Raw genomic sequence first — 25,641 nt, 5'->3', positions numbered from 1 at the left:
TCGATCAACCATTTTTTCTTACCACAGGAGTCGATCGATGCGTTTACACGACAACGTTGTCATTATTACTGGAGCCGCCTCAGGTATGGGTCTCGCGATGGCTACCCGCTTCGCTGCCGAAGGAGCTAAGTTGGTACTTGGCGATTGGAATGCGCAGCGGCTCGAAGCAGCAGTTGCCACGATTCAAGCCAGCGGAGCCGCCGTGGTTGGCGCACAGGGGAACATTGCCGATCAAGCGACTGCCGAAGCCTTGGTTGATTTAGCCATCAGTACCTACGGCCAACTTGATGTGCTCTGCAACAACGCCGGGGTGATGGATTCAATGCAAGGAGTTGCCGAAGTTTCTGATGACATGTGGCGGCGGGTTTTGGGCATCAATCTCGAAGGCCCGATGTTCACCAGTCGGCGGGCGCTCAAATATATGTTGGAGCGTGGCAGTGGCGTGATTGTCAATGTTGCTTCGACGGCGGGGATTCATGGTGGTTCAGCTGGAGCAGCCTATACCGCCTCGAAACATGCCTTGGTTGGGTTAACGCGTAACACCGCTTGGATTTACGCCAAACGCAACATTCGCTGTAACGCGATTTGCCCAGGCGGCACAATCACCAACATCGTCGAATCGATGGATCGCAACGCGATTACTCCAGCCGATGCAGCCCGCGTTGGTGAATTTACTGCCTTGGCTCCGGCCTACCTCGAACCCTCGGATATTGCCAATTTGGCCTTGTTTTTGGCTTCGGATGAGTCGCGGCATATCAATGGGGCGATTATTCCAGCTGATGCTGGCTGGGCTGCGGTTTAGTTGGATTGTGGCTTCGGCATCCATAAGCGCACTTCAGTAGCCTTTTGGTTGCTGCAAACATAAAAAAGGTCAAGCCCGTAGTGCCGAGTAGGGGCAGCACTGCGGGCTTGACGCTGGCGATTAATTACAAATTGCCACGTTTGGCTTGTTCGCGCTCAATCGCTTCAAATAGGGCTTTGAAATTTCCAGCACCAAAGCCACGGCTGCCTTTGCGTTGAATAATCTCGTAGAACACGGTTGGACGATCGCCAACTGGTTTGGTAAAGATTTGCAAGAGGTAGCCTTCATCGTCACGATCGACCAAAATCCCCAATTGTTGCAGGGTATTGTAGTCTTCGTCGATATGGCCAACTCGACCAGCCAAGGCCGAGTAGTAGGTATCCGGCGTGCGCAAAAATTCCACGCCATTATCACGCAGTTGTTGCACAGTTTTGATAATGTCAGGCGTGATCAAGGCGATATGTTGCGCCCCTGGGCCACGGTAATAGTCGAGATATTCATCAATCTGCGATTTTTTGCGGCCTTCGGCTGGCTCGTTGATTGGAAACTTGATCCGGCCTGTGCCGTTTTGCACAACTTTCGACATCAACGCGCTATATTCGGTTGAAATATCGTCGTCGGTAAATTGTTGCAATTGGCTAAAGCCAAGAATGCGGGCATAGAAATTGACCCATTCATCCATCTTGCCCAGCTCAACATTGCCCACAATATGATCAACGGCGGCCAAACCAGTTGGCTCAGCTTTGGCGGGATTTTTAACTTTGTTGTAGCCTGGCATAAACGTGCCAGTATAGCCGTCGCGCTCAACAAAGGTATGAACCGTATCGCCATAGGTGCGAATGGTCGCCTTGACCACTTTGCCCCACTTGCTTTCCAGCACGGTTGGCTCAAGCACAGCAGTTGCGCCGCGAGCAAGCGCAGCCTCAAACGCAGCAGTGGCGTTTTCAACTTCGAGCGCAATATCCTTAACCCCATCGCCATGCAATTTAACATGCTCAGCAATTGGCGAATCAGGATTGAGTGCCCCAGTCAAAACCAAGCGAATGTTGCGTTGTTGCATCACAAACGAAACGCGGTCGCGTGTGCCAGTTTCCAAGCCAGCATAGGCGACTGGCGTAAAACCAAAGGCCGTCCGATAGTAATGAGCTGCTTGGCGGGCATTACCAACATACATTTCGACATAATCGATGCCACGTAATGCTAAAGGATCATGGGCATTCGTGGTTTCTTGTTCTGCCATCGTCATTGATAGCCTCCTTTTGATGAAAACGCCGCAACGATTAATCGCTATAGGGCTGAGCTTGCGCCCAGAATGCCTCGAACGCCACCCGTAAGGTTTGCGCTAGCGATGGATGATTCATACATAACGCGGTAATTGAAGGCCGCCCCGTGATGGGATCTTGCAACGAAAGCAAGGCCACCCGACCATCAAACAAATTCATTTTGATTGGCAATTGTGGCACAAAGCGCAACTCTTGGCCTAAACTGCGAAACTGCGCCAACACTGGCCGCAATTGGTCATCTTCCAAGGCGCTTAGTTCATATAAAGCCCGATACTGCACGCCGCGCGAGCGTGGTTCGCGAACTTCAGCCACATTTTCTTCGAGGCTCGAAACTAACGGGCGTTTGAAACAGGCTAAAATTTCATGTTCAGCTTGTTGAGCCAACGTCCAAGCCCGAGCGCTAATCTGGCGTGGGTCAAGCAACACATCGATGTAATCCAATGGATTATCTTCGTTGCTGCCTTCGGTATAGATTGGCTGCATCGTGGCAACGAGGCCTTGAGCAATCGTCTGAGCTTCGCTTAATTCGCGTTCCATCACACTGCGCCGTTCGGCTAAGAGTGCCGGCAAAGCTTGTTCAGGTGCGACCGCCACAAAGGTACGCCGTGGCCCCATGCGCTCATGGGCAAGGCCTTTGCTAGCCAACGATTGCAACACATCGTAGATCCGCTGGCGCGGAATGCTGGTATGGGTTGCTAATTGCGCTGCCGAAAACGATTGCCGACCGAGTAGCCCCAAATAGGCGGTTGCTTCGTAGCGACTTAAGCCTAAATCGCTCAGTTGATCAATCAAAGATTCATCGTGCATTGGTGTCACCACTGCCTAGTGGTGCTATTGTAGCGAGTTGTCGAATGCTTGTCAATCATGCGAGCAAAGGCCACGCGCAGCACCGAAATCGAATATATTCCGTTAATGGGTCCGATCAAAAATGGGAGCGTTACCAAAACTAGCTGTAGCTTTGGTTCGCGAAGCCAAATTGTACTACGAAGTGGCAGCCACAGTTAAAATCAATTAACCACCTAGATTGCCTGTTGGTATCTTTTTTGCTATAGTGGCGGGTAATTTCTAAAAACTTGGTTAATTGAGGCAGGTATATGCGTACATTTGTGGTCTATTTATTGCTGATTATGCTAGCCGGTTGTGGTCAGCCCGATCAAGTTGCGACGACTCAACCAACTTTAGGGCTAATTCTGAGCAATCCAACGGCAACGCCCTTGGCAATTAGCCCAAGTGTGGCTCCTGCCAGCGGTGCAGTCAATCCAACTCAAATAGTGGCTAGCACACCAAGTATTGCTGCTGATGATTGGCAAAGCCAATATCGGGCTTGGATTGAAGAAGCTCGTCAGACCCATCCTTATAGCGAAAGCAGCGAGGTTATGTGGAATGTAATGATCTGCGAATCCAGCGGTAATCCCACGATTCAAGGCCCAGGCGAGCTGATTGGGCTATTTCAATATCAGCCAAGCACTTGGGCTGGAGCCTGGAACCCCTATCGTGATCAACCAATTACCGATGCCCGCGCCCAGATTTTTGCCACTGCCAAAGCTTGGCACGATGGTAACCAACAATGGTGGGGCGTGTGTCTCTAGTTCTGCATAATCGTTTCAATTGTGTCAAACAGAATATCCAAGGTAAAGGGTTTAAACAAAAATTGCCCATACAACTGGGTCTGATCACGGCAATCAACAGCACTCATAAACACAAATGGCGGCGAGGTTGCGCCAAATTCGCGCTGCACCAATTCGGCCATTTTGATTCCATCCATAAACGGCATCATCACATCGGTCAACACTAAGGCTGGCTGAATGCGCTGGGCCAATTCGAGGCCACGTCGCCCATCATAAGCCACATCGACCGTATAACCTTCATCTCGCAGCGCATCGGCGATCATGTCTGCGATTGAATCTTCATCATCAACGATTAATATATGTTTTCCAGCAACCACACAAAGACTCCTTTTATCGCCGTGGGACATTGCAACGCCAATGATCGCAGATCATCAGCGTTTGCTCCTCGGAACACTTTAAATACATAAACCAGACCACGCAGCAAGATCTAGGCCAATATCTATTTAGCGTAATTCGTTTGATTCAAGCGGAAGACTTAACGTAAAGCAACTGCCATGGCCTAGGCCTTCCGATTCAACGACAATACTGCCGCCATGCGCTCGCACAACAGCCCGAACAGTATACAAACCAAGACCTGTGCCACCAACCCGTTGGGTATGCCGACCACGAGTAAAGCGCTCGAAAATTCGCTCAAGATCTTGCGGATCGATACCTAAACCAGCATCGCGAATGCTTAACAGTGCTTGATCTTGCTCAAGCTCTAAGCGCACATCAATAGCTGTATCATCGCCACTATATTTCAAGGCATTATCGAGCAAATTCCAAATCACTCGCTCCATCCAAATTGGGTCAACGCGTACCAACGGCGCGGCAAGAAGCTCCAAGTTGATTCGTGGATTGGCCAAACCACCATTGATCGTGGTAATTAATTGACCAACCAACTCACCAAAATCCAATAAGCATGGGCTGATCAAGGTTTCGCCAGCGTTGATTCGGGCAACATCAACCAACAACGAAAGATAATCACGCATGCGATCGGATTGGGCGATAATTGATTGCAAACGATTTAACTCGCGTTCGCTGCGATTTTCAGTTTTAGCCCGCCGCAACAGCAAATCAGCACTGCCACGAATCGTCGTCAGTGGATTCTTCAAATCGTGCACGATAGTAGCAATGGCATTATCGCGATCACTTTCTTGCAATTTCCAGCCAGTGATATCTTGAAAGACGGCGACCGCACCGATCAAATTACCACGATTATCGTGAATCGGCGAGGTATTGGCCAAAATTGGAATTTCGCTGCCATCAGGGCGACGCAAAATCAACTCATGTTTGAGAAATGGCTCACCAGTGTTAATCACGCGGGCAATCCCCGAATCGCCAGCCGGCAAGCGCGTGCCATCAGGTTTATACAAACCAAAATGGCTATAGCCCGCAACTGGTACTGAGTGGAGCGGGTGTTGCCACAATTGCTCGGCCTGGCGATTGGCCAAAATCAACTGGCCATCAGGCGCTAAACCAACCACCACGCCTTCGGGTAACACATCGATAATGCTTTGCAACAACGATTGATGCAGATCGCCAAGATTTTCGTGTTCATGCGGCTCGACATAACTGGTCCGCAAACGCCCGATCCAGCCTTCCAGCAAGGCCTGAATAATCATCACTTGAGCTGGGCTGAAATTGTGCGCAGGATTAAATTTGGCGGCGTAAAACGCTTCATAGACAAAAATCAAGGTAGCTTTTTCAACGTTTAATGCCTGCTCTGCGCTCATCATCAGGCCTTCGGGCTGGCCTGTGCTTGGTGTAACACAATGATATTCGCCAGAGGCAGTGCGGCTCCAAATCGTTACGTCAACTTGAAAGGCCGCACTAAGTGATTGAGCCAAGGCAACCAACGATTGTGGCGCTTCGGTTGTGATCCGGCGCGAAAAGTCTTCAATCATAGCCCATTCGCGACTGGTTATGTTCATTCAGGGTTCCTTCCACATATCGTCTGGTTGCAAGGCAGGTTTGGTTTATTCCGAGTTTGGTTTGATCGTGCGTCCGATAATTGCTTCGTAGCGTTGGGCTAGGGCGGTGTAATCTGAGCGTGGGTCAAGCGCTTTTTGGGCAATCCACATTTGGTGGGCAAGGCCGCCAGCCCACAATGGCACACCACTGGCACGGGCGGTATCGAGCACGGCATTTAAATCTTTGGCCAATAATTCAGCCGCAAAACCTTTGTTGTAATCGCCGCTCAACACGGTTTCGGGCAGCCAACGCTCTAATAAATAGTTTGAAGCGGTGGCATTCAACAACACATTGCGAATTGTTTCGGCTTCAACCCCATTGGCCACACCAAACGCTAAGGCTTCGATATTGGCCATGGCAATAATGCTGATCGCCAGATTATTGCAAAGCTTGACGACTGAGCCAGAACCACTAGCGCCAATGTAGCTGACTGCACCGCCCAGTACCTCTAAAACCGCTTGACAGCGCTCGAATGTGCTGGGTTCGCCACCCACCATAATCGCCAATTCGCCAGTTTTAGCACGGGCTGGGCCACCACTAACAGGCGCATCGAGCATGGCAATTTGACGCTCAGCAAGTTTGGCGGCAATCGCCCGACTGGCGGTGGGAGCAATTGTGCTCATATCAATACAAATACTGCCCGCCGCCATGCCATATGCAGCACCATTCGTGCCAAGCAATGCGGCCTCAACTTGGGGAGCATCAGGCACCATCGTAATCACAATATCGCTGTTTTCGCCCAACGCTTGGTAGTTTTCGGCGATGATTGCCCCTTGCAAGGCCAACTGTTCAGCAGCTTCGCGCCGTTGATGCACGCCAACCGTCAATTGATAGCCAGCTTGGAGCAAATTTGCCGCCATCGGCGCACCCATCGCACCCAAGCCAATCAGGCCAATTCGTGGTTTTTGCATGATTATTCCTCAATACCCAAGCCAATTATGCTTCCGGCCAACCTGGCTCAGTAATCGCCATATCCAAGGCATCGTTGAAGCGATTAAACATCGAAAAAAGACTGGTCGTGGCGGTTAATTCCACAATTTCGCCTTCATCAAAATGCTCACGCAGACTGGCCCATAGTTCGTCGCTGATACCTTTGGCATTCACGGTTACTTGCTCGGCATAGCGCAAGGCCACCCGTTCGCGCTCAGTCCAACGCGTATCATCGGGCGATTGTAAGGCATCGATATTTTCTTGCGAAAGCCCAAGGTTGCGCAAAATCGTCGAGTGCGAGGTTAGACAATAGGAGCATTCGTTTAATTGCGATGTGCGGACCACCACCATCTCTTTTAAGCGTAAATCGAGCGTGCCAGTGCTCAATACCGCGCTCATCAAATTGCTGGCGGCAATCATCATTTCAGGGCGACGGGCAAACGTTCGAAACATATTGGGCACATTGCCGCGCTTGGCAAAAAAGCCCTCGAATACTTTCAGCGATTCAGGATCAACTTCGTTAGGAGCAAGTGGTTTCAATCGGGGCATTGCAGTAAACCTCCACTAGTTTGAATGCGTATGACTCACCAAATTATAAACAAACCCGCCCGATTGCAAGCACAATCATACAGGCGGGTTGCTGCCTTGGAATCAGCCAAATCCAGCTTTAGTAGCGTGGTTGGCGACTGCTGCGAATAATCCAAATCGTACCAAAAACGATCAAGAGCAAGCCCCCAATCCCTGCTAGCCAAATCCACAAGGGCACTGATGGGGTTGTTACTGGGTTATTGGGCGAGCTTGGGTTGCTGGGAGCCGAGGATCGTGGTTGTTCGCTAAATCGATCAGCTGGAGCGGTATCGTCGGGCAAGATTTGAGCTGGACCAGAGCCTTGGGCTTCGGGCAAGGTGCTGCGCCATTCGCTATCCAACGTATCAAGGCTGCGATTCAAGACAGTTTGCACCGCCACATCATCGGTTACGCCACTTTTAAATTGGGCGACGAGTTTGGTAATCGCCTCGATGCCATAGGTTGATTCGATATAGCGCACCACACTTTCGCTTTGGGCATATGAAAGCAAGGCCTTTTCAGGGTCGGAAGGAAAATTTGAAGCCAGAGCACGTAACGGAATCAACTCGCCATTTTTGGCAGCCTGCTCAACCATTTGGCTAAACCCAGCGTCGGGCGAATCTTGGTTGGCGACCGCCAAACCTTCATCAAACCAAACTGGCATACCACCATAATTATTGTTGGTTGCTTGATGCAGCACCAAATGGCTTAATTCATGCGGCACTAAACGACCCAATTCAGCGTCATCGCCAGCATCAATCGACCCAATGATCAAGCCAAGGTCTGGCCGGGCTTGACCGCCGATCCAATCGGCAGAGTTGGGTGGCAAAGCGCCGCGCATATCGCGAGTATTGCTGTAGATCGAGATTGTCATGGGATCTTCGACTGAGCCACCGATCCGCTGCTCAAGCCGATCAAGCCCACCAAGAGCGCTATCGAGCAAATCTTGGCCCCATTGCTCATCGCCATCATACCAGCGCACAGTGATCCCACGCGAGCTTTTTTCTTGCCAATTGAAACGGGTATCTTGATATTGGACTGATTGCTCAGGTGTTTCGGTAATTGTGCCATCTTCAGCAACCAGCTGCCATTTATAGCGCACAGTCACGCCAACTGGCAAAAATTCAATGCTGGTATCGCGGGTAAAACTGGCCTCGATTGAGCTACCAGGTTGCCATTTGGCCTCGGCCTCGGTATAAGCTGGCACATCGCCAGGCTGCACACCTAAGGCATATAAAAATGTCACTTCGCGAATTGGCGAACTTGATTCAGCTTCAAGCTCAAAAACCACATTTTCGCCAAAGCTGCTGGTTGCTTGGTTACGCGAGATTTTGGCTGGCTCAGCCGCCTGAGCCGTAGCCTGAAACCCCAGCACAAACAAACATCCTAGCATCCACAACACTACTCGTCGCATATAAACCTCACTACTCTGTGCCTTCGGTTCTCCAGCGCAAGAAGGCATCGATAAATAAATCAATCTCGCCATCGAGCACTGCTTGGGTATTCGATGTTTCGACGTTGGTACGATGATCTTTAACTCGCCGATCATCAAGCACATACGAACGAATTTGATTACCCCAAGCGGCATCGCGATGTTCGCCCTTGAGTTTGGCTCGTTCAGCAGCTTGACGGGCTAGCTCACGCTCCAACAAACGCGCCCGCAACACATTCATCGCGGTCTCTTTATTTTGCAATTGCGAACGTTCATTTTGACAGGTTACGATAATTTCATCGGGCGTACCACCACGATAGACCAAGCGCACGGCTGAGTCAGTTGTATTAACGCCTTGCCCACCATGACCACCAGCCCGATAGACATCAACCCGCAGATCTTCGGGATTAATTTTAACTTCGGCAGCATCATCGACTTCGGGCAACACTTCAACCCGCGCAAACGAGGTATGGCGGCGATGGTTGGCATCGAAGGGCGAAAGCCGAACTAAGCGATGAATACCCGCCTCAGCCTTAGCATAACCATAGGCATAGGGGCCGCGCAATTCTAAGGTAGCACTTTTGATGCCTGCCTCTTCGCCGTCCATCATATCCACAATCGTGGTACGAAACCCCTGGCTTTCGCCCCAACGGCTATACATACGCAACAACATCTGGGCCCAATCCTGCGATTCGACCCCGCCAGCGCCCGATTGAATTGAGATAAAAGCATTGGTGCTATCGTATTTTTCGCCCAGCAAAATGCTCAATTCAAGCTGATCGACCGATTTGGTCAAGCCGTTGACCTCACGCTCAATTTGGCTGAGCGAATCAGCATCATCAGCCGAAAGTTGCAAGAGATCGCGCAGAGTTGCCAAATCGACCGCCAAACTATCCCACATTTTCAATTCTTCTTGCATGCGGGCCAGTCGTTGCAAAATGCTTTGGGCCTGTTGTGGGTTATCCCACAAACTTGGTTCGGCAGCTTGATGCTCTAAGTCATGCAATTCGGCTTGTTTGGCAGCCCAGTCAAAGCCGCCCCCTTAGCGCATCGAATCGCGCTTGCAACGAGTTTAGGGCCGCCCGAAGATCAATAAACTCTGTCATGAACGGTAGTTCCTCTAGGTAGTTAAACACAAGATCGAGTGGGTTTAGCACTCGATCTCATGATACTCGAAAGCGTTAATTTTGCGAAGGGTTTAGTTGGTAACCCACGGCGCATAGATATGATGGGTTGACGGCACTGGAGTCGTAACCGTGGTTGTCGCCGTGGGCGTGTTGCTTGGCGTAACACTTGGCTCAAGCGTCGCCGTAGGTGTTTCAGTTACCGTCGCGGTTGGGGTATTGGTCGGTGTGTTCGTTGGGGTTTCGGTTGCTGTTGCTGTAATCGTCGCAGTGATCGTGGCAATTTCTGTTGCCGTTATCGTCGCGGTTTCAGTCGCGGTCGCGGTGATCGTGGCAATTTCTGTTGGTGTATTGGTTGGTGTTTCAATCACTGTCGCCGTTGCGGTATTGGTTGGTACTTCGGTTGCAGTCGCCGTTGCGGTATTGGTTGGCGTATTCGTCGGCGTATTCGTCGGCGTATTGGTTGGTGTGTTGGTCGGTGTATTCGTAGCAGTTGCCGTGGCGGTTGGTACAGTTGGTACAGGGGTATTAGTATTGGTTGGGATTGGTGTAGCCGTGGCATTGCTATCAACAATATTAATCACAATTTGATAGGGTGTGCCTTGCGTGCCAGTTCCACCCGAACCAGTAAAGGTTGCAGCTTTGATCACATGGGTTCCATGAGCCAAGGCTGGACTCATCGGCAAGAAATCTGTGCCATTGGTTTGATCGCCAGCGATTGAATAAGGCCGACCGCTTTCGGTACGATAGACCACGCTATCAACCCAAAAGCGCACGCTGCCAATCCCACTCGACGGCGCGGTTGGAGCCACAATACTGATATTACGGGTGCCTAAGGTCGCATAATTGATCGTCACACCATTGGGAATTGGATCATACATAACTTGATCGGTATCAGCGTTGTACATGATCAGGCGTGGCACATACGAGCCAGTTGGAGTTGGGGTGTTGGTTGGCACGGTTGTAGCAGTCGCAGTTGGTTGAATGTTGGTTGGGGTTGGCGTGATCACCGCGCCTGGTGCAGTAAAAATATTACCAGTGGCGACGGTGTTAGGGCCAATCACTACCAAATTATTGCTTGGGTGATTATAAATTGTGTTATTGGTAATGGTGTTGAAATCGGTCAGGTAATCAACAGGGGTGGTGGGTGGCACAGCCAAGTTGACCTCACGAATCCCAAAGAGTTGGTTACTGCCCGCTGTGTTTTCAACAATATTATCTTGGATGATATAGCGTTGGGCTGGGCCGCGCTTGGAAAGCAAGTTGATGCCGGCATAATCTTGATTGCCAGTGTTGTTATTGCGAATCACGTTACGGCGAATGATGTTATTGGCCGTGTTACCGCCACCATTAACCTCAATCCCAGCGCGGAAATTGCCTTCCATAATGCTATCTTCAATGATGTTATCGGTATCGCGCGAGGAATTATCGGTATCGCCACCGCCTAAATCGCCAACGCCAGAACCAGCGTTATTACGAAACACGCTTTGGCGAATATTAACCCGTTGGTTGGCCCAACAATAGTACAAACCATCGCCAGCAGTGCCGCGGGCGGCATAGCCCAAATTGCCAATCCCTTGAATTTTGAAAAATTCAATATCGCGTGAAGCCGTGCCTGGATGGAAACCATGGCCACGATTAGCAGTTGCCAGACTATTGCTGACCGTGCTTTGATCACACGATTGCAAGCTCACGCCATCGCTATGCCAATAGCGCACCGTGATGTTATCGATCGTCACGAAACGGCAATAGACAAAGTTAATCGCACCAATATAAAATTCATAGAAGGCAGGCTTTTGGTTAGTATTCCAGCCCTCAATCGTTAAATCGCGCACACCCATATTTTGCAAACGATTGTTGAAATTGGTTCCAAGCGCGAAAATCGCTGAATAAGCGTGCGATACGACTGAATTATTGGGGACTGAAAGCGTCAAAGGCTTCTTGAGAGTCAGCGTGTTGTTGCTGGTGTTGATCGAATCGACCATATTTTGCTCAACACCCCAATTGCCAATGCCTGTGCCTTCAGTACCTTTAATAATGATACCTTCGCCTGGCTTGAACACGCTCGTATCGGCCACGCTGATCACATTAGTTCCTTGGGTGGCAGCAGCGGTCAATTTGGTGTACAAGCCATACGACACTTGCGAAACATTAGCAGTCAGTGGGTAATTGACCGCTCGATCAAGCGTAATCGTTTGATTAGCACTATTGATGCTCATAATTTCATACGAGCCCGGCAAGAAGCGCAATTCAGTCGAGCGCCAAACATAGACGATCATGCCAACATTAAATGGTGTAGTACTAGCAACTTTAATTGTCGAAAGATTATTGCCAGTTTGGGTGACAAAAACCCGTTGCTCGTTGCGGCCAGCCTTTAAAATCGTCTCAGCCCCGACCCCTTGCAAAGTCACGCCAGTTTTAAGATCGAGATAGGTTTCGAGGGTAAAGCTACCAGCAGGCAAGCGCACCGTGCCGCCCCCCTGAGCAGCCGCAGCATCAATCGCCGCCTGAATGCCAAAATCGGGCGCTAATGGATTTAAGTACGGCGTTGCATCAATCGTATTGGCAAACGCCGATTGTAACAGCCAACTAAATGAACCAAGACTAAACGTTAAAATGATAAGAGCACTAACTACTGACCTGAATCGTTGTTGCACAAAGCTTGGCTGCATAGTCCCTCCGCGCGTGAACCTTGGTGCTGAACAATAAAAAAGGAGCCTTTCAATAGCCCCCATGCACCGAGTTCTCTGAGCCTTTAATCAAACTGGGAAGTATTCAAAATGAGTTTGATCTTCTGACTCTTATTGTACTATGGCATACCATAGCGCATATTGGCCTTTTTTCCTACAGGACTTTAGGCCTACTTGACACGCTATCCCACTTTTAACCCGCTTTACGCTACCCCTTGCGAGTGATTCGCTCTAGCCCAATTTAGCTATATAGCTTGATCAACAGCAAAAACACCTAAAGCAACACTGCCTTAGGTGTTTAGCATTTAATGGTTAACATGTTAGGAAACCTATTCAAATAGCGGTAACTGCTAAGCACCATCATTGGGCTTAAACCAGCGTTTTACTATTTGAGCAACTCAGTCAACGTCGGGATGAATGTGTGCGTTTGAAGCCTCGCTTACGCTCACCGTTGGTCGCCTGCTTGGGCAGTAGTATAGAGCAATTTGGCCTATTGTCGAGTACCGTACTTTAGTTTATGCCCTTTTTACTAGTGATTAATAAACGATTATTATGGCTTTGTTAAGCCCTAAATAGCTTGTTCCATACTTTCATGCTCATGTCGTTTTTTCTATAGTACCCAGCAGTACCCAGCTAACTAGCTTGTACAACCTGCACAAAAACCCAACAAGTAGCACTGGTAGAATTGCCCGATAGCCACAAACCAGCGCTATGGTATTGTATATGCGAAGCCTCTGCTACACTCCTTGTACCAATACCTCACCTCGCCTGCCCATGCTCTCAACGTTGCGAGCGTAGGCAGCAGCGATGCTCATTTTCGGCAATGACTGCCCCCAAACGTCGATCCTCTACATCAACGAAAGGACGGGGTCATGGGCATGTTTATGGGTGAGGGCACTCCAGTGCTCCTGCATACAATCATCGAATTCGAAGGCAAGGGTTTTTTCAACCCACAAATGCTCGATCTGCGCTATGTTGTGCCAGCAGATCGCACCACGGGCATGCTCTACTTTCGAGCTGGCAGCACCGTGAGCAGCCTGGTCAATGTTTCGATTTTGCGCAATGGTCAAGTTCTGCGCTACTTTCCGGTAGCCGCCGATTCAGCAATTCATGTGTCACTTGCCATCGTTGAGGAACACCCCGCCGGAACCGTGCTCGACGTGTGCGTCGCCGGTGAAGGTAGTGGCCTGTTGATCCTCGACATTGGTTACCTAGAAGTGTAGGCCGACCATGAATGGATTGGTGCGTTTTCGGAATAACTTGCAATGGGCGACAACGCTGCCGCTCTTTCGCCGCCCAGGCCTGACTATCGAACGTCGGCGCTTTACCGACCAACGCCCGCTGATGCCGCAAATCGAACGTTGGCGCAGTTGGTCGATGCAATTGACCTTGAGTGGCACGCGTTATGTCAGCTATGGCGACCGCAGCTTTTGTCAAGCCCCAACCTCATTGGTCTTGACCAGCCCACAAATCGACCCGATGCGGATTCGCTACTTGCCTGGTGCAACGACCGATTGGCTCAACCTGACTTGGACGAGCGATGGTTGGCAGCATTTTCTGAACCAACATCCACAATTCAATCAGCGCCATGCCTATTTGATCAAAGATGCAGTTCGTTCGCCCTTGTTGGCAGTTCGCTACGTGCCACCGCCAGCGCTCCATGCAGCCCGTCAATTAATCACGATCGCAGCCCTGCCCGAAGCTCCACCAGCGACGTTGGAAAACGCGGCCACAACCTTTTTGGCGCTGTTAAGTGCGCTCGATTTCCAAACAACCTTAAATGGTTATGCACCAACCCAAGCTCAGTCGGTCGAAAAAGCCCAAGCTTTGATGATGAAAAACTTAGAGCGGCCACCAAGCATTAGCCAATTGGCTTCAACCTTGCACATCAGCCCGCGCCAATTGCAACGTGATTTTCTGGCTTGTACTGGGCTTAGCCCACTCAGTTATTTACAAATGCTGCGGCTCAGCGAGGCCAATATGCTGCTTGCCAGCACCAATTTGCCGATTGGAACGATCGCCAGCCGCTTGGGCTACGCCAGCGCCGCCCACTTTAGCGCCGCCTTCCGCCGTTTATACGATTGCACGCCGCGCCAAATTCGCGAATACGACGACGACTTGATGCTTGATGCTGTTATGGAGGAAGCTCATGGCTGTTCAAATTGAAACCATCAAGAAGGTCAAAAATGGGCTTGATGTCTTGCCCGATCTGTATCGCTATGCTCGCTTAGGCTTCGATGCGATTCCCGAAGATGAGATTGAGCGCTTGAAATGGTATGGATTGTTGCATCGCAAGCAAACCCCTGGCTTCTTTATGCAACGCCTGCGGATTCCCAATGGCATTCTGAGCACGCGCCAAATGCGGGCAATCGTCAGTATCTCCCGCGATTTTGGCCGCAACACCATGGATTTGACCACCCGCGAAAATATTCAATTGCGCTGGCTACGGATCGAAGATGTGCCAGAAGTGTTCCAACGGTTGCAAAATGTTGGCCTGACCTCACAACAAACTGGGCTTGATAATTATCGTAATGTGATGGGCTGCCCCTTGGCTGGCCTGCACCACGCAGAAATTTTCAACGCTGCCCCAATTGCGCAAAGCGTTTCGTTGGCCTTGCTTGGCCGCGAGTTCAGCGATTTGCCGCGCAAATTCAACATTACGATTAGTGGTTGCTCGCACGATTGTGCCCATAGCCGCGCCAACGATATTGGCATGACTCCTGCCGCTAAGGAAATTAATGGCTATCGTGTGCTTGGTTTCCACGTCGCACTGGGCGGAGCCTTGGGTGGCACATCGCCGCAACTGGGCCAAGATGCAGGCATCTTCTTAACCACTGAACAAGCCTTGCCTTTCTGTCGTGCGGTCTTGACGGTGTTCCGCGACAATGGCTCACGCGAAAAACGCACCGAAGCCCGTTTGAAATGGCTGATTCGCGAATGGGGCATGCCGCGCTTTATGGCCGAAGTTGAAAAGGTATTTGGTCAAGCATTCTTCAGCGCTGGCGAATCGTTGGTGATTGAGCATAGCGGCGACCATTTGGGCATTCATCAACAACAAGAGGCAGGCTTTGTAACGGTTGGTTTATTAGTGCCAGTTGGCCGAACCAATGCTGAGCAAATGGCCGAAATCGCCGATTTGGCCGATGCCTATGGCACTGGCGAACTACGCTTGACCCCCGACCAAAACATTCTGATTCCGAATGTGCACGAAACCTGCCTCGAACGCTTATTGGCTGAGCCATTGCTACAAGTGCTTCAACCGCATGCACCTGGGGCTTTGCGCGGCTTGGTCAGTTGCACAGGCCGCGATTATTGCCACTTTGCCTTGAGCGACACCAAAGAATTATCGTTGCAAGTCGCCACCGAATTGGCCAGTTTGATTCCAGCTGAACGCCGCGTCGATTTGAAAGTTTCGGGCTGCGTACACGCCTGTGGTCAGCATCACGTTGGTGAAATTGGTTTGCAAGCTCAGCGTTTGCGACTCGAAGATGGCACAATCGTCGATGCTTTCGATTTATTTGTTGGTGGCAATCATCAGCAACTGGCAACCCTCAAAGCTCGCAAAATCCCAGTTGATCAATTGGCTGGGCGGATTGCTGCTGAACTCGCCGTTATGGATGGGGAATAAGCATCATGAGTAACGTTGTGCGTTCACAATGCCCATATTGTGGCGTTGGCTGTGGAATTGAATTGACCGTCAACGATGGCAAGGTCGTGCGGGTCACTGGCGATAGCGCTCACCCCGCCAATCAAGGCAAGCTGTGCATCAAAGGCGCAACCATTGAGCAAATGCTCACGCCCACGACACGGCTAACCCATGCCCAAATTCGCAGCGATCGCAATGCAGCGCTGCACTCGGTTGGCCTCGATCAAGCCCTCGACCACGCTGCCCAACGGCTGAACGCAATTCGCCAACAACATGGCAATGAGGCGATTGGCTTTTATCTTTCGGGCCAACTAACCAACGAAACCAGCTACTTGGTGACCAAGCTTTGCAAGGGCTTGATGGGCACCAACACCATGGATGCCAACTCACGTTTGTGTATGGCCAGCGCTGTCGCCGCCTACACTCGCACCTTGGGAACCGATGGCCCACCCTGTAGCTATAGCGATATCGAACAAGCCGATTGTTTCTTGATTGTTGGCTCAAATACTGCCGAATGTCATCCTATTGTCTATCGCCGAATCGAGCAGCAAGTGCGCAAGTATGGCGCTAAATTGATTGTGGTTGATCCACGGCGCACCCAAACTTCGCGCTATGCCAGCTTACATTTGGCCGCCGCCCCAGGCAGCGACACAGCGTTACTCAACGGTTTATTACACATTCTAATTCGCGATGGTGCAGTTGATTATGAATTTATTGCCCAACACACCACCGGCTGGAGCGAAATCGCCGAAGCTGTAGCTGGTTGGACACCCGCCCAAACCGCCTTGGCCACAGGTTTGACGGTTGAGGAAATCGAAACCGCTGGGGCAATGCTGGTTGCCAGCCAACGCACCCTGAGCATGTGGAGCATGGGAGTTAATCAAAGTCGCAATGGAGTTGCCAAAGCCACTGCGATCATTAACATGCACTTGGCAACAGGCCGGATCGGCAAGCCTGGCTGTGGACCATTCTCGCTAACCGGCCAACCAAATGCCATGGGTGGTCGCGAAGTTGGCTACCTCGCGCACCAGTTGCCGGGCTATCGGCGGGTTGATGTAGCTGAGCATCGCAGCGCCATCGAGCAAGCATGGGGCATTCCGGTTGGTAGCATCAGCGCTACGCCTGGCCCCGATGCCCAAACCATGTTCAGCCAATTGGCCGAAGGCAAACTCAAAGCAATTTGGATTATCGGCACGAATCCCTTGCACTCAATGCCCAATAACAGCACCATCCGCGCTGCACTCGAAAAAGCTGAATTGGTGATTGTGCAGGATGTGTATCATACCAGCTCATGTTTGGCCTACGCCGATATTGCCTTGCCTGCTGCTCAATGGGCGGAAAGCATCGGCACCTTCACCGCCTCGGATCGCCATATTACCTTGCTGAACCCAGCTTACCCAGCGCCAGGCGATGCCATGCCCGATTGGTGGTTGGTACAAGCAGTCGCCCAGCGCATGGGCTTTGAGCTCAATTTTGCTACTGCTGAAGCGATTTGGGATGAATATCGAGGATTGACTGCTGGCCGCCACCCGCTTGATGTGAGCGGTGTGAGCTACGAACGGCTACGCAACGGCCCATTGCAATGGCCATGCCCCGCCGAAGATCATGCAGGCACTGTGCGTTTATATAGCGATGGCCGTTTTGCAACCGCCAATGGTCGCGCCAACTTTCAAGTGACGATTCCGGTTGAACCAGCCGAAGTGCCAAGCTACGAATTTCCATTTTGGCTGACGACTGGACGGGTGTTGGAGCAATGGCATACCCGCACCCGCACCGCCAACGTGGCCAAGCTCAATCAACGCCATAACGGCAGCTTTATTGAAATTCACCCCGACGATGCGAATACGCTCGGTGTGAGCGCTGGCGAAAAAATTGCCGTGATCGGGCGACGTGGCAGTTGCACCTCAATCGTGCAAATCAACCCCGAAATCATGCCAGGCTGTTTGTTTATGCCAATTCACTGGGAAGTTGGCAACCCGAATGTGCTAAGCATCAACGCCGCCGACCCAATTAGTAAGCAACCCGAACTCAAGGCATGTGCGGTACAATTACGGCCAATCGTCGAAGGTATCAATATCAAATTTGGCGAAGCCGCCACAGTTCCAGCAATGGCCGCTGGCAAACGGAGCAGCCAATGAGTAGCTTACACGGTCAACGAATTGCAATTCTCGAAGCTCGCCGCGCTTCAGAATTAGCCAACTTGCTCAGTCGCCATGGTGCGACCCCAATCCATGCCCCAGCCTTACGCGAGGTCAGCGTCGATGCGGCTCCAGTCGCTCAGGCAGTGTTGCAAGAGCTTGAAGCAGGCCAGATCGATCTGTTGATTTTGTTGACTGGGGTTGGCACGCAACAATTAATTGATGGTGCTGCTAGTGTGGGCCTTGAGCAAGCCATGTTGACTGGGTTAGCCAAAACCACCCTCGTTTGCCGTGGCCCTAAGCCAACCGCCGTATTACGTCGTTATGAATTACGCCCAAGCATCAGCGCTGCCTCACCCTACACCATCAACGATCTGATCAACAGCCTTGATTCGGTTGAGTTGGCTGAACGTGGGGTTGGTTTGTTGCACTATGGCGAACGCGATCGCAAATTAGCCGATTATTGCCTCGAACGCGGGGCAGTGCTCCATGAACATAGCGTCTACGAATGGCAATTACCTGCTGACCTCAGCCCACTGCTCGCGCTGATCGAACAAGCAATTGCTGGCCAGATCGATATTTTCACCTTTACCAGCCAAATTCAGGTACGCCATTTGTTGCAAGTTGCCGAGCAACAAGGCCAAGCCCAAGCTCTGATTGCGGCCATGCAACAGGCCTTGGTTGCAGCAGTTGGCCCATCGTGCGCCCAAGCATTACTCAATCTTGGCATTCAACAGGTGATTATGCCTGAACAGCCGTTTATGGGCCAGATGGTGCAACGAATTCTCGACCAAGTAAGCGTCAATCGTTAGTGTCCCTCACCCCCTGCCCCTCTCCTGCCCAGCGAGCGAGGGGGAAGCAAAGCTAGCTCAACTCCCTGCAATGAGTGCAGTTTCCACCAATGACGGTGCAATGACAAACCTGTTCGCCTCGCGATAGCTTCTGCAACGCCATGCAGCCTCACCAATGTGGGTGAATCGTGCCCGATTATTGATCTAACGACTAGATGAATAATTGCTATCTCCCAAGCGTTTGATGTGTGCCACAGGTTTCACGGAGGAGCTTCCAATGTCAAAAATCAGCCGTCGCGATTTTCTCAAAACCGCAGCTTCACTTGGTGCTGCCGTTGCCATGCCCAGCTTTTTGACCGCCTGTGGTGGCAGCGAAAGTGCCAGCGAAACGGGTGAGCGCCCAATCAAAATTGGCTTTATTCCGCTGACCGACTGCGCTTCGGTGGTGATGGCACATACTTTGGGCTTATACCAAAAATATGGAGTCAACGTTGAGGTGGTTAAAGAGGCTTCGTGGGCCAATGTGCGCGATAAGCTGTTGACTGGCGACCTCGATGCTGCCCATTGTTTGTTTGGCATGCCCTTCTCGGTCTACACTGGTGTCGGCGGCAAGGCCGAAAGCGAACTCAAAATTGCCATGATTTTGAACCAAAATGGCCAAGGTATTACGCTCAGCAGTGCCCTCGCCAAAGAGGTTGGGTATGGCGACCCCAGCAAACTCAAAGCGCTGATCAGCCAACGCCCAGCTGATAAACCTGCCACTTTTGCAGGCACCTTTCCAGGCGGAACCCACGATATTTGGCTGCGCTACTGGCTTGCCGCCGCTGGCATTGACCAAAATAGCGTCAAAATTATCACAATTCCACCACCACAAATGGTTGCCAATATGCGCATCGGCGAGATGGATGGCTTCTGCGTGGGCGAGCCATGGAACGGAGTCGCAGTCAAAGAGGGCATTGGTGAAACTGTGTTGGCAACCCAAGATCTGTGGGCGGGACACCCAGAGAAAGCCTTGGTGGTCAATCCAAGTTTTGCCGAAAAACGCCGCGATGACCTCAAGAACATCATGAAGGCCATCCTTGAGGCCTCGAAATGGCTCGACGATTTCAATAATCGCAGCGAAGCTGCCAAAGTTATCGGCGGTCAAGCCTATGTCAACGCTCCAGCCGATGTGATCGAAGCGCGTTTGAAGGGCCAATACAACCTTGGGGCAACTTTAGGCGAGCGCACGTTTGAGCCAAGCAAAAGCATGGTTTTTTATCAGGATGGTGCGGTCAATGCCCCACATCGCAGCCATGCAATTTGGTTTATGGCCCAATATGTGCGATTTGGCCTCTTGGCAAGCGCTCCCGACTACAATGCCATCGCCGACAAATTAATTATGCGTGATTTATATGCTGAAGTCGCCAAAGAAATGAGCCTCACGGTAGCAGGCGACGATTTACAGCCATTTACCGTCACGCTCGATCAACAAACCTTTGATCCCAAAAGCCCATCCTAGCCCGCAGGCCATCACGACACACCTTCGCGACTGAAGTAACACGGCTTCAGTCGCTGACACACCAGCCACTCGATTGCCGACCACACAAGGAGCATTTCCATGGCACAAATGATCGAAGTTATTCCACGGCGTGAGAGTTCAGCGCCAACCCTCATCCGCCGCTGGCTCAACGCAATTTGGCAAACGCTTAGCCCTGTTTTGATGGGAATGTTGATTTTGGCCGGGTTATGGCAAGTAGCTGCTTGGATTTCTGATGGCACATTGCCAACCCCGCTGGCAACCGCCAGCACCTTACGTGAGCTTTTGAGCGATCCCTTTTACGACAACGGGCCAAACGATAAAGGCATCGGAATTCAGTTGATGGCTTCGTTGGGGCGGGTCTTCACTGGCTGGGGGATTGGCATCGCGATCGCCATTCCGCTAGGTATGCTGCTTGGGAGTAGTGCCACACTGCGCAAAATGCTGGCTCCAGTGATCGAAATTTTGCGACCTGTCTCGCCGTTGGCCTGGTATCCGTTGGGGTTGGCAGTGCTGCACAATGCGCCCAAAGCTGTGGTTTTTGCGATTGTGATCACTTCGCTCTGGCCAACCTTGGTCAACACCACTATGGGCGTGCAAAATATTCCTGCCGACCTCAAGGCTGTTTCCAAGGTGTTTCGGTTTAGTCGCTGGCGCTATATCAGCAAAGTATTGTTGCCCGCAGCTTTTCCAGCCATTTTAACTGGCATGCGGCTCTCGATGGGGATTGCCTGGATGGTGATTGTGGCAGGCGAGATGTTGGCTGGAGGCACAGGTTTGGGCTTCTTCGTTTGGGATTCATGGAACGCGCTTTCGTTGGAACGGGTTATGAGTGCTATTTTGGTTATCGGGATTACGGGCTTAGCCTTGGATCGTTTGTTTAGTTTGATTGGTCAACGTATGGCCGCTTGGCAAGAAGGAGGTCACTAATGGCTCCACGTTTGTTACCGCGCACCACGCCCAACACCGCAATTTTACCGATGGAGCCGGCTCCGCTGCTTGAAATTAGCAGCGTGGGCAAAAATTACCCTAGTGGACAAGGCCAGATTAACATCCTACACGATATTGATCTGACGATTCAATCGGGCGAATTTATTAGTTTTATCGGCCACTCTGGCTGTGGCAAAAGCACCCTTTTAAATATGATCGCTGGCCTCACCAGCATCAGCACTGGCACGATGTTATTTGATGGCAAATCAATCGCTGCGCCCAGCCCTGAGCGAGCCATGGTATTTCAGCATTATTCATTGTTGCCATGGCTCTCGGTCTATCAAAATGTCTATGAAGCTGTCGATTCAGTCCAGACTGAAATGAGCAAAGCCGAGCGTAAAGCCCTGACCAACGATGTTTTGGCGCGGGTTGGTTTGAGCAACCATATGCACAAAAAACCGATGCAACTCTCCGGCGGTATGCGCCAACGGGTGGCGATTGCCCGCGCCTTTGCCGTTCACCCACGCATGCTGCTGCTTGACGAGCCATTTGGAGCGCTTGATGCTCTGACTCGTGGCAGCCTGCAAGAAGAATTATTGGGCCTCTGGAGTGGCGATGCCCGCACCGAAACCGTGGTGATGGTCACCCACGATATTGATGAAGCGATCTACCTCAGCGACCGGATTGTGGTTTTTTCCGATGGCCCTGGAGCCACGATTAAAGAAGTGATTACGGTCGATCTGCCCCGCCCTCGCGACAAGCAAAGCCTCATGAACAGCCCAACCTGGAACAACCTGCGCACCCACCTACTCCTTTCACTGCACTGCTAAATAACCAAATAATCAGTACACAGAGTCGTGTATGGTGGGCTGTCTCGATGCGGCGACAGCCTTTCGTTTTTAAAAATTCAATTCATAGATGCCATTGGTTTGGCGTTGACCTAGGCTGCGAGGCACAAGCCGCAACAGCCGATTGCGCCAAGTTTGTTGCCATGCATACGGCAAATGCACCAACGAGCCAATCCGCCACGAGGTATCAACAATTGTTTGGGCTTTTTTGATGCGGCGTTGTTGATAATGCATAAATGCCAGCTGTGGCTGTTGGTAGCGCTCCAACATTTCAGCCAAAACCCAAGCATCTTCGATGGCTTGGCAACCACCTTGACCTAAATTCGGTGTGGTGGCGTGGGCCGCATCGCCCAACAAACCAACTCGCCCATAATACCAATTTTTCAAATGCGCCAAATCGCTAATATCGGTGCGCAACAACGCCGCATCGGGTGTACGCTCAATCAAGGTTTTGACAACGGTTGGCAAATCGTGAGCTTGGGTTAGCAACAATTCACGGGCGGCAGCGGGCGAAACATCACGCTGGCCTTGAGCAGCAAGGCTGGTTGCATACCAATACATCAAATTTTCCCCAACGGGAGTATAGCCAAAACGCAGTTGAGCACCCCAAATTTCGGCAGCCACAGGCTGGGCCAATTCGTGATAATCAAACTCGACCAAGGCGCGATGCGAGGTTTGACCCGAATACCGCAAGCGTTGATTGGGGAAAATCTGCTCGCGCACGGCTGAGCGCAGGCCATCAGCCCCAACTAAGCACGCCGTTTCGATGGTTGTGCCATCAGCAAATTGTGCTTTGACCGAATCAGCCGTTTGTTGCAAGCCAACCAAGCGTTTATCGAGGTGCAAACAATCGGCAGGTAAGGCTTCGAGCAGCAGTTGATGCAAGGCAGCACGGCTGATCGTCACCAATTCTTGGCCAAAGCGCTCACGCATCACATTCAGATCAAAGCCAGCCAACAAACTTCGGCCTTGCGCATCCAAAACGCCAAATTCGCTGCCGCCCAAACTACTTAAACACAGCCCGCGCTGCCGCACAGTTTTCGCTAAGCCCCAACGTTCGAGCAAATTCATGGCATTAGGAGCGAGTAAAATGCCCGCGCCAACAGGCCGTAATGCTAGCGTAGCCTCATAGATTTGCACTGGAATTTGGCGTTGGTGTAGACCAATCGCCAAACATAAACCGCCAATTCCCCCACCGATAATCGTGATCGCTTGCATTGTATCCTCATTCGATTGAATTTAGCTACAACAAAACATACTTTATAGTATGTTTTAAGTCAAGCGTTAAATTTCAAAACTTATGTCAATTTCAAAATAGTTGTACAATACAAGTGGAAGTGAAGACGAGCTAGAATCCTGTAACGAGGCCTGCAACTATGCAATTAACCGGAATCCACCATCTTACGGCAGTAACCGCCAATGTGCGTGAAAATTATCGTTTTTATACCCAAGTTTTAGGCATGCGACTGGTCAAGCGCACCGTCAACCAAGATGATGTGAGCGCGTATCACCTGTTTTATGCTGATGGCGCAGGCACACCAGGCAGCGACATCACCTTTTTCGATTGGCCAACTCCGCCTGAAAAACGCGGCACGCATAGCATTTGCAACACCGCCTTGCGGGTCACAGGCAAAGCCAGCCTCGAATGGTGGGCTGAGCATTTGAGCCAACAAGCAGTCAAACATAGTGGCGTGATCGAGCGTGATGGCCGTTTAACCATCGATTTTGCTGATAATGAAGGCCAACGCCTGAGCTTAATTGATGATGCTGGCACTGGCGATGCCAACACCCCATGGGATGCCAGCCCAGTGCCAGCCGAGCATCAAATTCGTGGGCTTGGGCCAATTCGGCTGAGTGTGCCGCAGCTCGAATATACCGATATTGTGCTGACCAAAGCCCTGAATATGCGCCAAGTTCGGCAATATAGCCTCAACGAAGGCAACGAATATACGGTTTATGTCTATGAAATGGGTGTTGGTGGAGCCGCCGCCGAATTGCATGTTGTCGTCCAAGCTGATTTGGCTCCAGCGCAGCCTGGCGCTGGTGGCGTGCATCATGTGGCGTTTCGCACCCCCAACGAAGCAGAATATCACGGCTGGACCCAACGTTTGCGCGAATTAAGCATCCGTACCAGCGGCGAAATTGATCGTTACTATTTCCGCAGCCTCTACTTCCGTGAGCCAAATGGCATTTTGTTTGAAATTGCCACCGATGGGCCAGGCTTTGCGGTCGATGAAGATCCTGCAACACTAGGCGAATCGGTGGTATTACCGCCATTCCTTGAGCCACGCCGCGCCGCCATCGTCGCCAACCTCAAACCTCTGGTTTAATCCAAAAATCAAGGGCGCTTACCATTTAGCGTAAGCGCTCTTGATTAAGTTGCTAAATTCGCCAACTGGATTAAAATAACACATCTGTTCGTTTAGTCCTGCGAGGTTGAATTTCATGGTACGCCCACGCCGCAAACGCTATCAAGGCATCACGCCACCCCAACATTGCCCCCCAGCCGAGCTAAAAGCTGTCAGCGAACTCAGTTTGAGCGATAACAGCAACTACGCTCAATTAATTATTCAGCAGCTTAATTTCAATCAACAACGCGCCAAAGATATTTTTATGGAGCAATCGTTAGTACGTCAATGCCAATTTAATCAAGTGGTGTTGCAACAATCGCAACTGGTCGATAGTAGCTTTGAGCAATGCGATCTAAGCCACGCCAATTGGGAGAAAAGCCACCTAGAGCGGCTAGAATGGCGCAATTCTCGTTTAGGCGGCATGAAATTTGTTGAGGCTCAAGCCGAACATCTGGTGTTTAGCACCTGCCAACTTGATTATAGCGTGTGGTGGTCGGCGCGACTTGAGCATGTCCGCTTCGAAGACTGCCGCATGCTTGAAATGAGCTTTGAAGCAGCCAAACTCAGCGATGTTTGTTTTCGTAACTGCGACCTGAGTCGAGCCAATTTTCGCCAAGCAAGTCTGAGCAATGTTGATATTCGCGGCTCGCAGATTGGTGGCATGCAAATCGAGCCTAAGCAACTGCAAGGGCTGATTATTGAGCCACGCCAAGCGCTCGAAATTGCCCAATCCTTAGGCTTAACCATTCGCGAATTAGCAATAGAAGAAGACTAAATAAAAAACCGCCGTTGAACAAATAAATGTTCAACGGCGGTTTTATGGAGCGGTACGCATCCCCCTACGTTCCCACAGCGGGTGCTGCAGTAGCCTCGGTGTGTGTCGCGTTCACGGCCTGGTTCGGGATGGAGCAGCGTGGGGCACAACCACCTCGACACGTACCAATTTGGCTGCCCTCGCGCCAACCACCCATTCCTTGACGACTTCATCATTCCCATTCGCTCACATCAC

General features: G+C 51.1%; 22 protein-coding genes. 12 read left to right on the top strand and 10 right to left on the bottom strand.

Annotated features, from left to right (window positions below; translation table 11 throughout):
• Nucleotides 1–37: 37 nt before the first annotated feature.
• On the top strand, nucleotides 38–802 hold the full coding sequence (locus tag LCH85_12285; GenBank protein ID MCA0352766.1) for an SDR family oxidoreductase: 765 nt from the start codon (nucleotides 38–40) through the stop codon (nucleotides 800–802).
• Between the two features lie 124 nt (nucleotides 803–926).
• Here the strand turns inward: LCH85_12285 and hppD are convergent, their stop codons facing one another.
• Nucleotides 927–2,048, bottom strand: a complete 1,122-nt coding sequence (gene hppD / locus LCH85_12280; protein MCA0352765.1) for a 4-hydroxyphenylpyruvate dioxygenase — start codon at nucleotides 2,046–2,048, stop codon at nucleotides 927–929.
• 34 nt (nucleotides 2,049–2,082) lie between these two features.
• Nucleotides 2,083–2,892, bottom strand: coding sequence for a TrmB family transcriptional regulator (locus tag LCH85_12275; protein ID MCA0352764.1), 810 nt, complete (start codon nucleotides 2,890–2,892; stop codon nucleotides 2,083–2,085).
• 287 nt (nucleotides 2,893–3,179) lie between these two features.
• Here LCH85_12275 and LCH85_12270 point away from each other — a divergent pair, with 287 nt between their 5' ends.
• Nucleotides 3,180–3,674 (top strand): hypothetical protein, encoded by a 495-nt coding sequence (locus LCH85_12270; protein MCA0352763.1) that lies wholly within the window; start codon nucleotides 3,180–3,182, stop codon nucleotides 3,672–3,674.
• On the opposite strand, the gene LCH85_12265 is transcribed toward LCH85_12270, so the two are convergent.
• From LCH85_12265 to LCH85_12235, 7 genes are all read right to left on the bottom strand, one after another.
• Nucleotides 3,671–4,030, bottom strand: a complete 360-nt coding sequence (locus LCH85_12265; protein ID MCA0352762.1) for a response regulator — start codon at nucleotides 4,028–4,030, stop codon at nucleotides 3,671–3,673. The genes LCH85_12270 and LCH85_12265 overlap by 4 nt on opposite strands.
• Nucleotides 4,031–4,156: 126 nt before the next feature.
• Nucleotides 4,157–5,626 carry a PAS domain-containing protein gene (locus tag LCH85_12260; GenBank protein ID MCA0352761.1) on the bottom strand — a complete coding sequence of 490 codons (1,470 nt, stop codon included), beginning with the start codon at nucleotides 5,624–5,626 and terminating at the stop codon, nucleotides 4,157–4,159.
• A gap of 45 nt (nucleotides 5,627–5,671) precedes the next feature.
• Nucleotides 5,672–6,577 (bottom strand): NAD(P)-dependent oxidoreductase, encoded by a 906-nt coding sequence (locus LCH85_12255; GenBank protein MCA0352760.1) that lies wholly within the window; start codon nucleotides 6,575–6,577, stop codon nucleotides 5,672–5,674.
• Between the two features lie 25 nt (nucleotides 6,578–6,602).
• Nucleotides 6,603–7,145 carry a peroxidase-related enzyme gene (locus LCH85_12250; protein MCA0352759.1) on the bottom strand — a complete coding sequence of 181 codons (543 nt, stop codon included), beginning with the start codon at nucleotides 7,143–7,145 and terminating at the stop codon, nucleotides 6,603–6,605.
• A gap of 118 nt (nucleotides 7,146–7,263) precedes the next feature.
• Nucleotides 7,264–8,577, bottom strand: a complete 1,314-nt coding sequence (locus LCH85_12245; GenBank protein ID MCA0352758.1) for a hypothetical protein — start codon at nucleotides 8,575–8,577, stop codon at nucleotides 7,264–7,266.
• Between the two features lie 10 nt (nucleotides 8,578–8,587).
• Nucleotides 8,588–9,701 (bottom strand): peptide chain release factor 2 gene (gene prfB / locus LCH85_12240; GenBank protein ID MCA0352757.1). Its coding sequence is split into 2 segments (ribosomal slippage): nucleotides 8,588–9,625 and nucleotides 9,627–9,701, totalling 1,113 coding nucleotides; the frame shifts between segments, so codons are not numbered across the junction.
• 92 nt (nucleotides 9,702–9,793) lie between these two features.
• Nucleotides 9,794–12,391: a right-handed parallel beta-helix repeat-containing protein gene (locus tag LCH85_12235; GenBank protein MCA0352756.1), complete on the bottom strand. Its 2,598-nt coding sequence runs from the start codon at nucleotides 12,389–12,391 to the stop codon at nucleotides 9,794–9,796.
• Between the two features lie 890 nt (nucleotides 12,392–13,281).
• Between LCH85_12235 and LCH85_12230 the strand changes: the two genes are divergently transcribed.
• The 8 genes from LCH85_12230 to LCH85_12195 all read left to right on the top strand — a co-directional run bounded on the left by LCH85_12230 (nucleotide 13,282) and on the right by LCH85_12195 (nucleotide 22,263).
• A complete protein-coding gene (locus LCH85_12230) occupies nucleotides 13,282–13,632 on the top strand; it encodes a molybdopterin oxidoreductase (protein ID MCA0352755.1) in 351 nt (116 codons plus the stop codon).
• 7 nt (nucleotides 13,633–13,639) lie between these two features.
• Nucleotides 13,640–14,575, top strand: coding sequence for an AraC family transcriptional regulator (locus LCH85_12225; protein ID MCA0352754.1), 936 nt, complete (start codon nucleotides 13,640–13,642; stop codon nucleotides 14,573–14,575).
• Nucleotides 14,559–16,037, top strand: coding sequence for a ferredoxin--nitrite reductase (locus LCH85_12220; GenBank protein MCA0352753.1), 1,479 nt, complete (start codon nucleotides 14,559–14,561; stop codon nucleotides 16,035–16,037). The genes LCH85_12225 and LCH85_12220 overlap by 17 nt, the downstream gene beginning before the upstream one ends.
• Nucleotides 16,038–16,042: 5 nt before the next feature.
• The gene (locus LCH85_12215) at nucleotides 16,043–18,193 is read left to right on the top strand and encodes a nitrate reductase (protein MCA0352752.1); all 2,151 of its coding nucleotides are present in this window, start codon (nucleotides 16,043–16,045) and stop codon (nucleotides 18,191–18,193) included.
• Nucleotides 18,190–19,005, top strand: a complete 816-nt coding sequence (locus LCH85_12210) for a uroporphyrinogen-III synthase (GenBank protein MCA0352751.1) — start codon at nucleotides 18,190–18,192, stop codon at nucleotides 19,003–19,005. The genes LCH85_12215 and LCH85_12210 overlap by 4 nt, the downstream gene beginning before the upstream one ends.
• A 256-nt stretch (nucleotides 19,006–19,261) precedes the next feature.
• Nucleotides 19,262–20,485: an ABC transporter substrate-binding protein gene (locus LCH85_12205; GenBank protein ID MCA0352750.1), complete on the top strand. Its 1,224-nt coding sequence runs from the start codon at nucleotides 19,262–19,264 to the stop codon at nucleotides 20,483–20,485.
• Nucleotides 20,486–20,584: 99 nt separating this feature from the next.
• Complete coding sequence (ntrB, locus tag LCH85_12200) at nucleotides 20,585–21,433, top strand: nitrate ABC transporter permease (protein ID MCA0352749.1); 849 nt, start codon at nucleotides 20,585–20,587, stop codon at nucleotides 21,431–21,433.
• Complete coding sequence (locus tag LCH85_12195) at nucleotides 21,433–22,263, top strand: ABC transporter ATP-binding protein (GenBank protein MCA0352748.1); 831 nt, start codon at nucleotides 21,433–21,435, stop codon at nucleotides 22,261–22,263. The genes ntrB and LCH85_12195 overlap by 1 nt, the downstream gene beginning before the upstream one ends.
• A 69-nt stretch (nucleotides 22,264–22,332) precedes the next feature.
• Here LCH85_12195 and LCH85_12190 read toward each other — a convergent pair whose 3' ends face one another.
• Entirely contained in the window at nucleotides 22,333–23,499 is a 1,167-nt protein-coding gene (locus LCH85_12190; protein ID MCA0352747.1) for an FAD-dependent monooxygenase, read from the bottom strand.
• A gap of 158 nt (nucleotides 23,500–23,657) precedes the next feature.
• Here LCH85_12190 and LCH85_12185 point away from each other — a divergent pair, with 158 nt between their 5' ends.
• Nucleotides 23,658–24,611, top strand: coding sequence for a ring-cleaving dioxygenase (locus tag LCH85_12185; GenBank protein MCA0352746.1), 954 nt, complete (start codon nucleotides 23,658–23,660; stop codon nucleotides 24,609–24,611).
• A gap of 115 nt (nucleotides 24,612–24,726) precedes the next feature.
• Complete coding sequence (locus tag LCH85_12180; protein ID MCA0352745.1) at nucleotides 24,727–25,407, top strand: pentapeptide repeat-containing protein; 681 nt, start codon at nucleotides 24,727–24,729, stop codon at nucleotides 25,405–25,407.
• Nucleotides 25,408–25,641 lie beyond the last annotated feature (234 nt).

It is taken from the genome of Chloroflexota bacterium (assembly GCA_020161265.1).
GTDB lineage: Bacteria > Chloroflexota > Chloroflexia > Chloroflexales > Herpetosiphonaceae > Herpetosiphon.
Note: the sequence above shows the minus strand (reverse complement) of the source record. Positions and strands in the feature narration are given on the sequence as shown.

Coding starts and splice junctions, on each gene's coding strand:
- LCH85_12285 (MCA0352766.1), top strand. CDS start 38: ATGCGTTTACACGACAACGTTGTCATTATTACTGGAGCCGCCTCAGGT.
- hppD (MCA0352765.1), bottom strand. CDS start 2,048: ATGACGATGGCAGAACAAGAAACCACGAATGCCCATGATCCTTTAGCA.
- LCH85_12275 (MCA0352764.1), bottom strand. CDS start 2,892: ATGCACGATGAATCTTTGATTGATCAACTGAGCGATTTAGGCTTAAGT.
- LCH85_12270 (MCA0352763.1), top strand. CDS start 3,180: ATGCGTACATTTGTGGTCTATTTATTGCTGATTATGCTAGCCGGTTGT.
- LCH85_12260 (MCA0352761.1), bottom strand. CDS start 5,626: ATGAACATAACCAGTCGCGAATGGGCTATGATTGAAGACTTTTCGCGC.
- LCH85_12255 (MCA0352760.1), bottom strand. CDS start 6,577: ATGCAAAAACCACGAATTGGCCTGATTGGCTTGGGTGCGATGGGTGCG.
- LCH85_12250 (MCA0352759.1), bottom strand. CDS start 7,145: ATGCCCCGATTGAAACCACTTGCTCCTAACGAAGTTGATCCTGAATCG.
- LCH85_12245 (MCA0352758.1), bottom strand. CDS start 8,577: ATGCGACGAGTAGTGTTGTGGATGCTAGGATGTTTGTTTGTGCTGGGG.
- LCH85_12235 (MCA0352756.1), bottom strand. CDS start 12,391: ATGCAGCCAAGCTTTGTGCAACAACGATTCAGGTCAGTAGTTAGTGCT.
- LCH85_12230 (MCA0352755.1), top strand. CDS start 13,282: ATGGGCATGTTTATGGGTGAGGGCACTCCAGTGCTCCTGCATACAATC.
- LCH85_12225 (MCA0352754.1), top strand. CDS start 13,640: ATGAATGGATTGGTGCGTTTTCGGAATAACTTGCAATGGGCGACAACG.
- LCH85_12220 (MCA0352753.1), top strand. CDS start 14,559: ATGGCTGTTCAAATTGAAACCATCAAGAAGGTCAAAAATGGGCTTGAT.
- LCH85_12215 (MCA0352752.1), top strand. CDS start 16,043: ATGAGTAACGTTGTGCGTTCACAATGCCCATATTGTGGCGTTGGCTGT.
- LCH85_12210 (MCA0352751.1), top strand. CDS start 18,190: ATGAGTAGCTTACACGGTCAACGAATTGCAATTCTCGAAGCTCGCCGC.
- LCH85_12205 (MCA0352750.1), top strand. CDS start 19,262: ATGTCAAAAATCAGCCGTCGCGATTTTCTCAAAACCGCAGCTTCACTT.
- ntrB (MCA0352749.1), top strand. CDS start 20,585: ATGGCACAAATGATCGAAGTTATTCCACGGCGTGAGAGTTCAGCGCCA.
- LCH85_12195 (MCA0352748.1), top strand. CDS start 21,433: ATGGCTCCACGTTTGTTACCGCGCACCACGCCCAACACCGCAATTTTA.
- LCH85_12190 (MCA0352747.1), bottom strand. CDS start 23,499: ATGCAAGCGATCACGATTATCGGTGGGGGAATTGGCGGTTTATGTTTG.
- LCH85_12185 (MCA0352746.1), top strand. CDS start 23,658: ATGCAATTAACCGGAATCCACCATCTTACGGCAGTAACCGCCAATGTG.
- LCH85_12180 (MCA0352745.1), top strand. CDS start 24,727: ATGGTACGCCCACGCCGCAAACGCTATCAAGGCATCACGCCACCCCAA.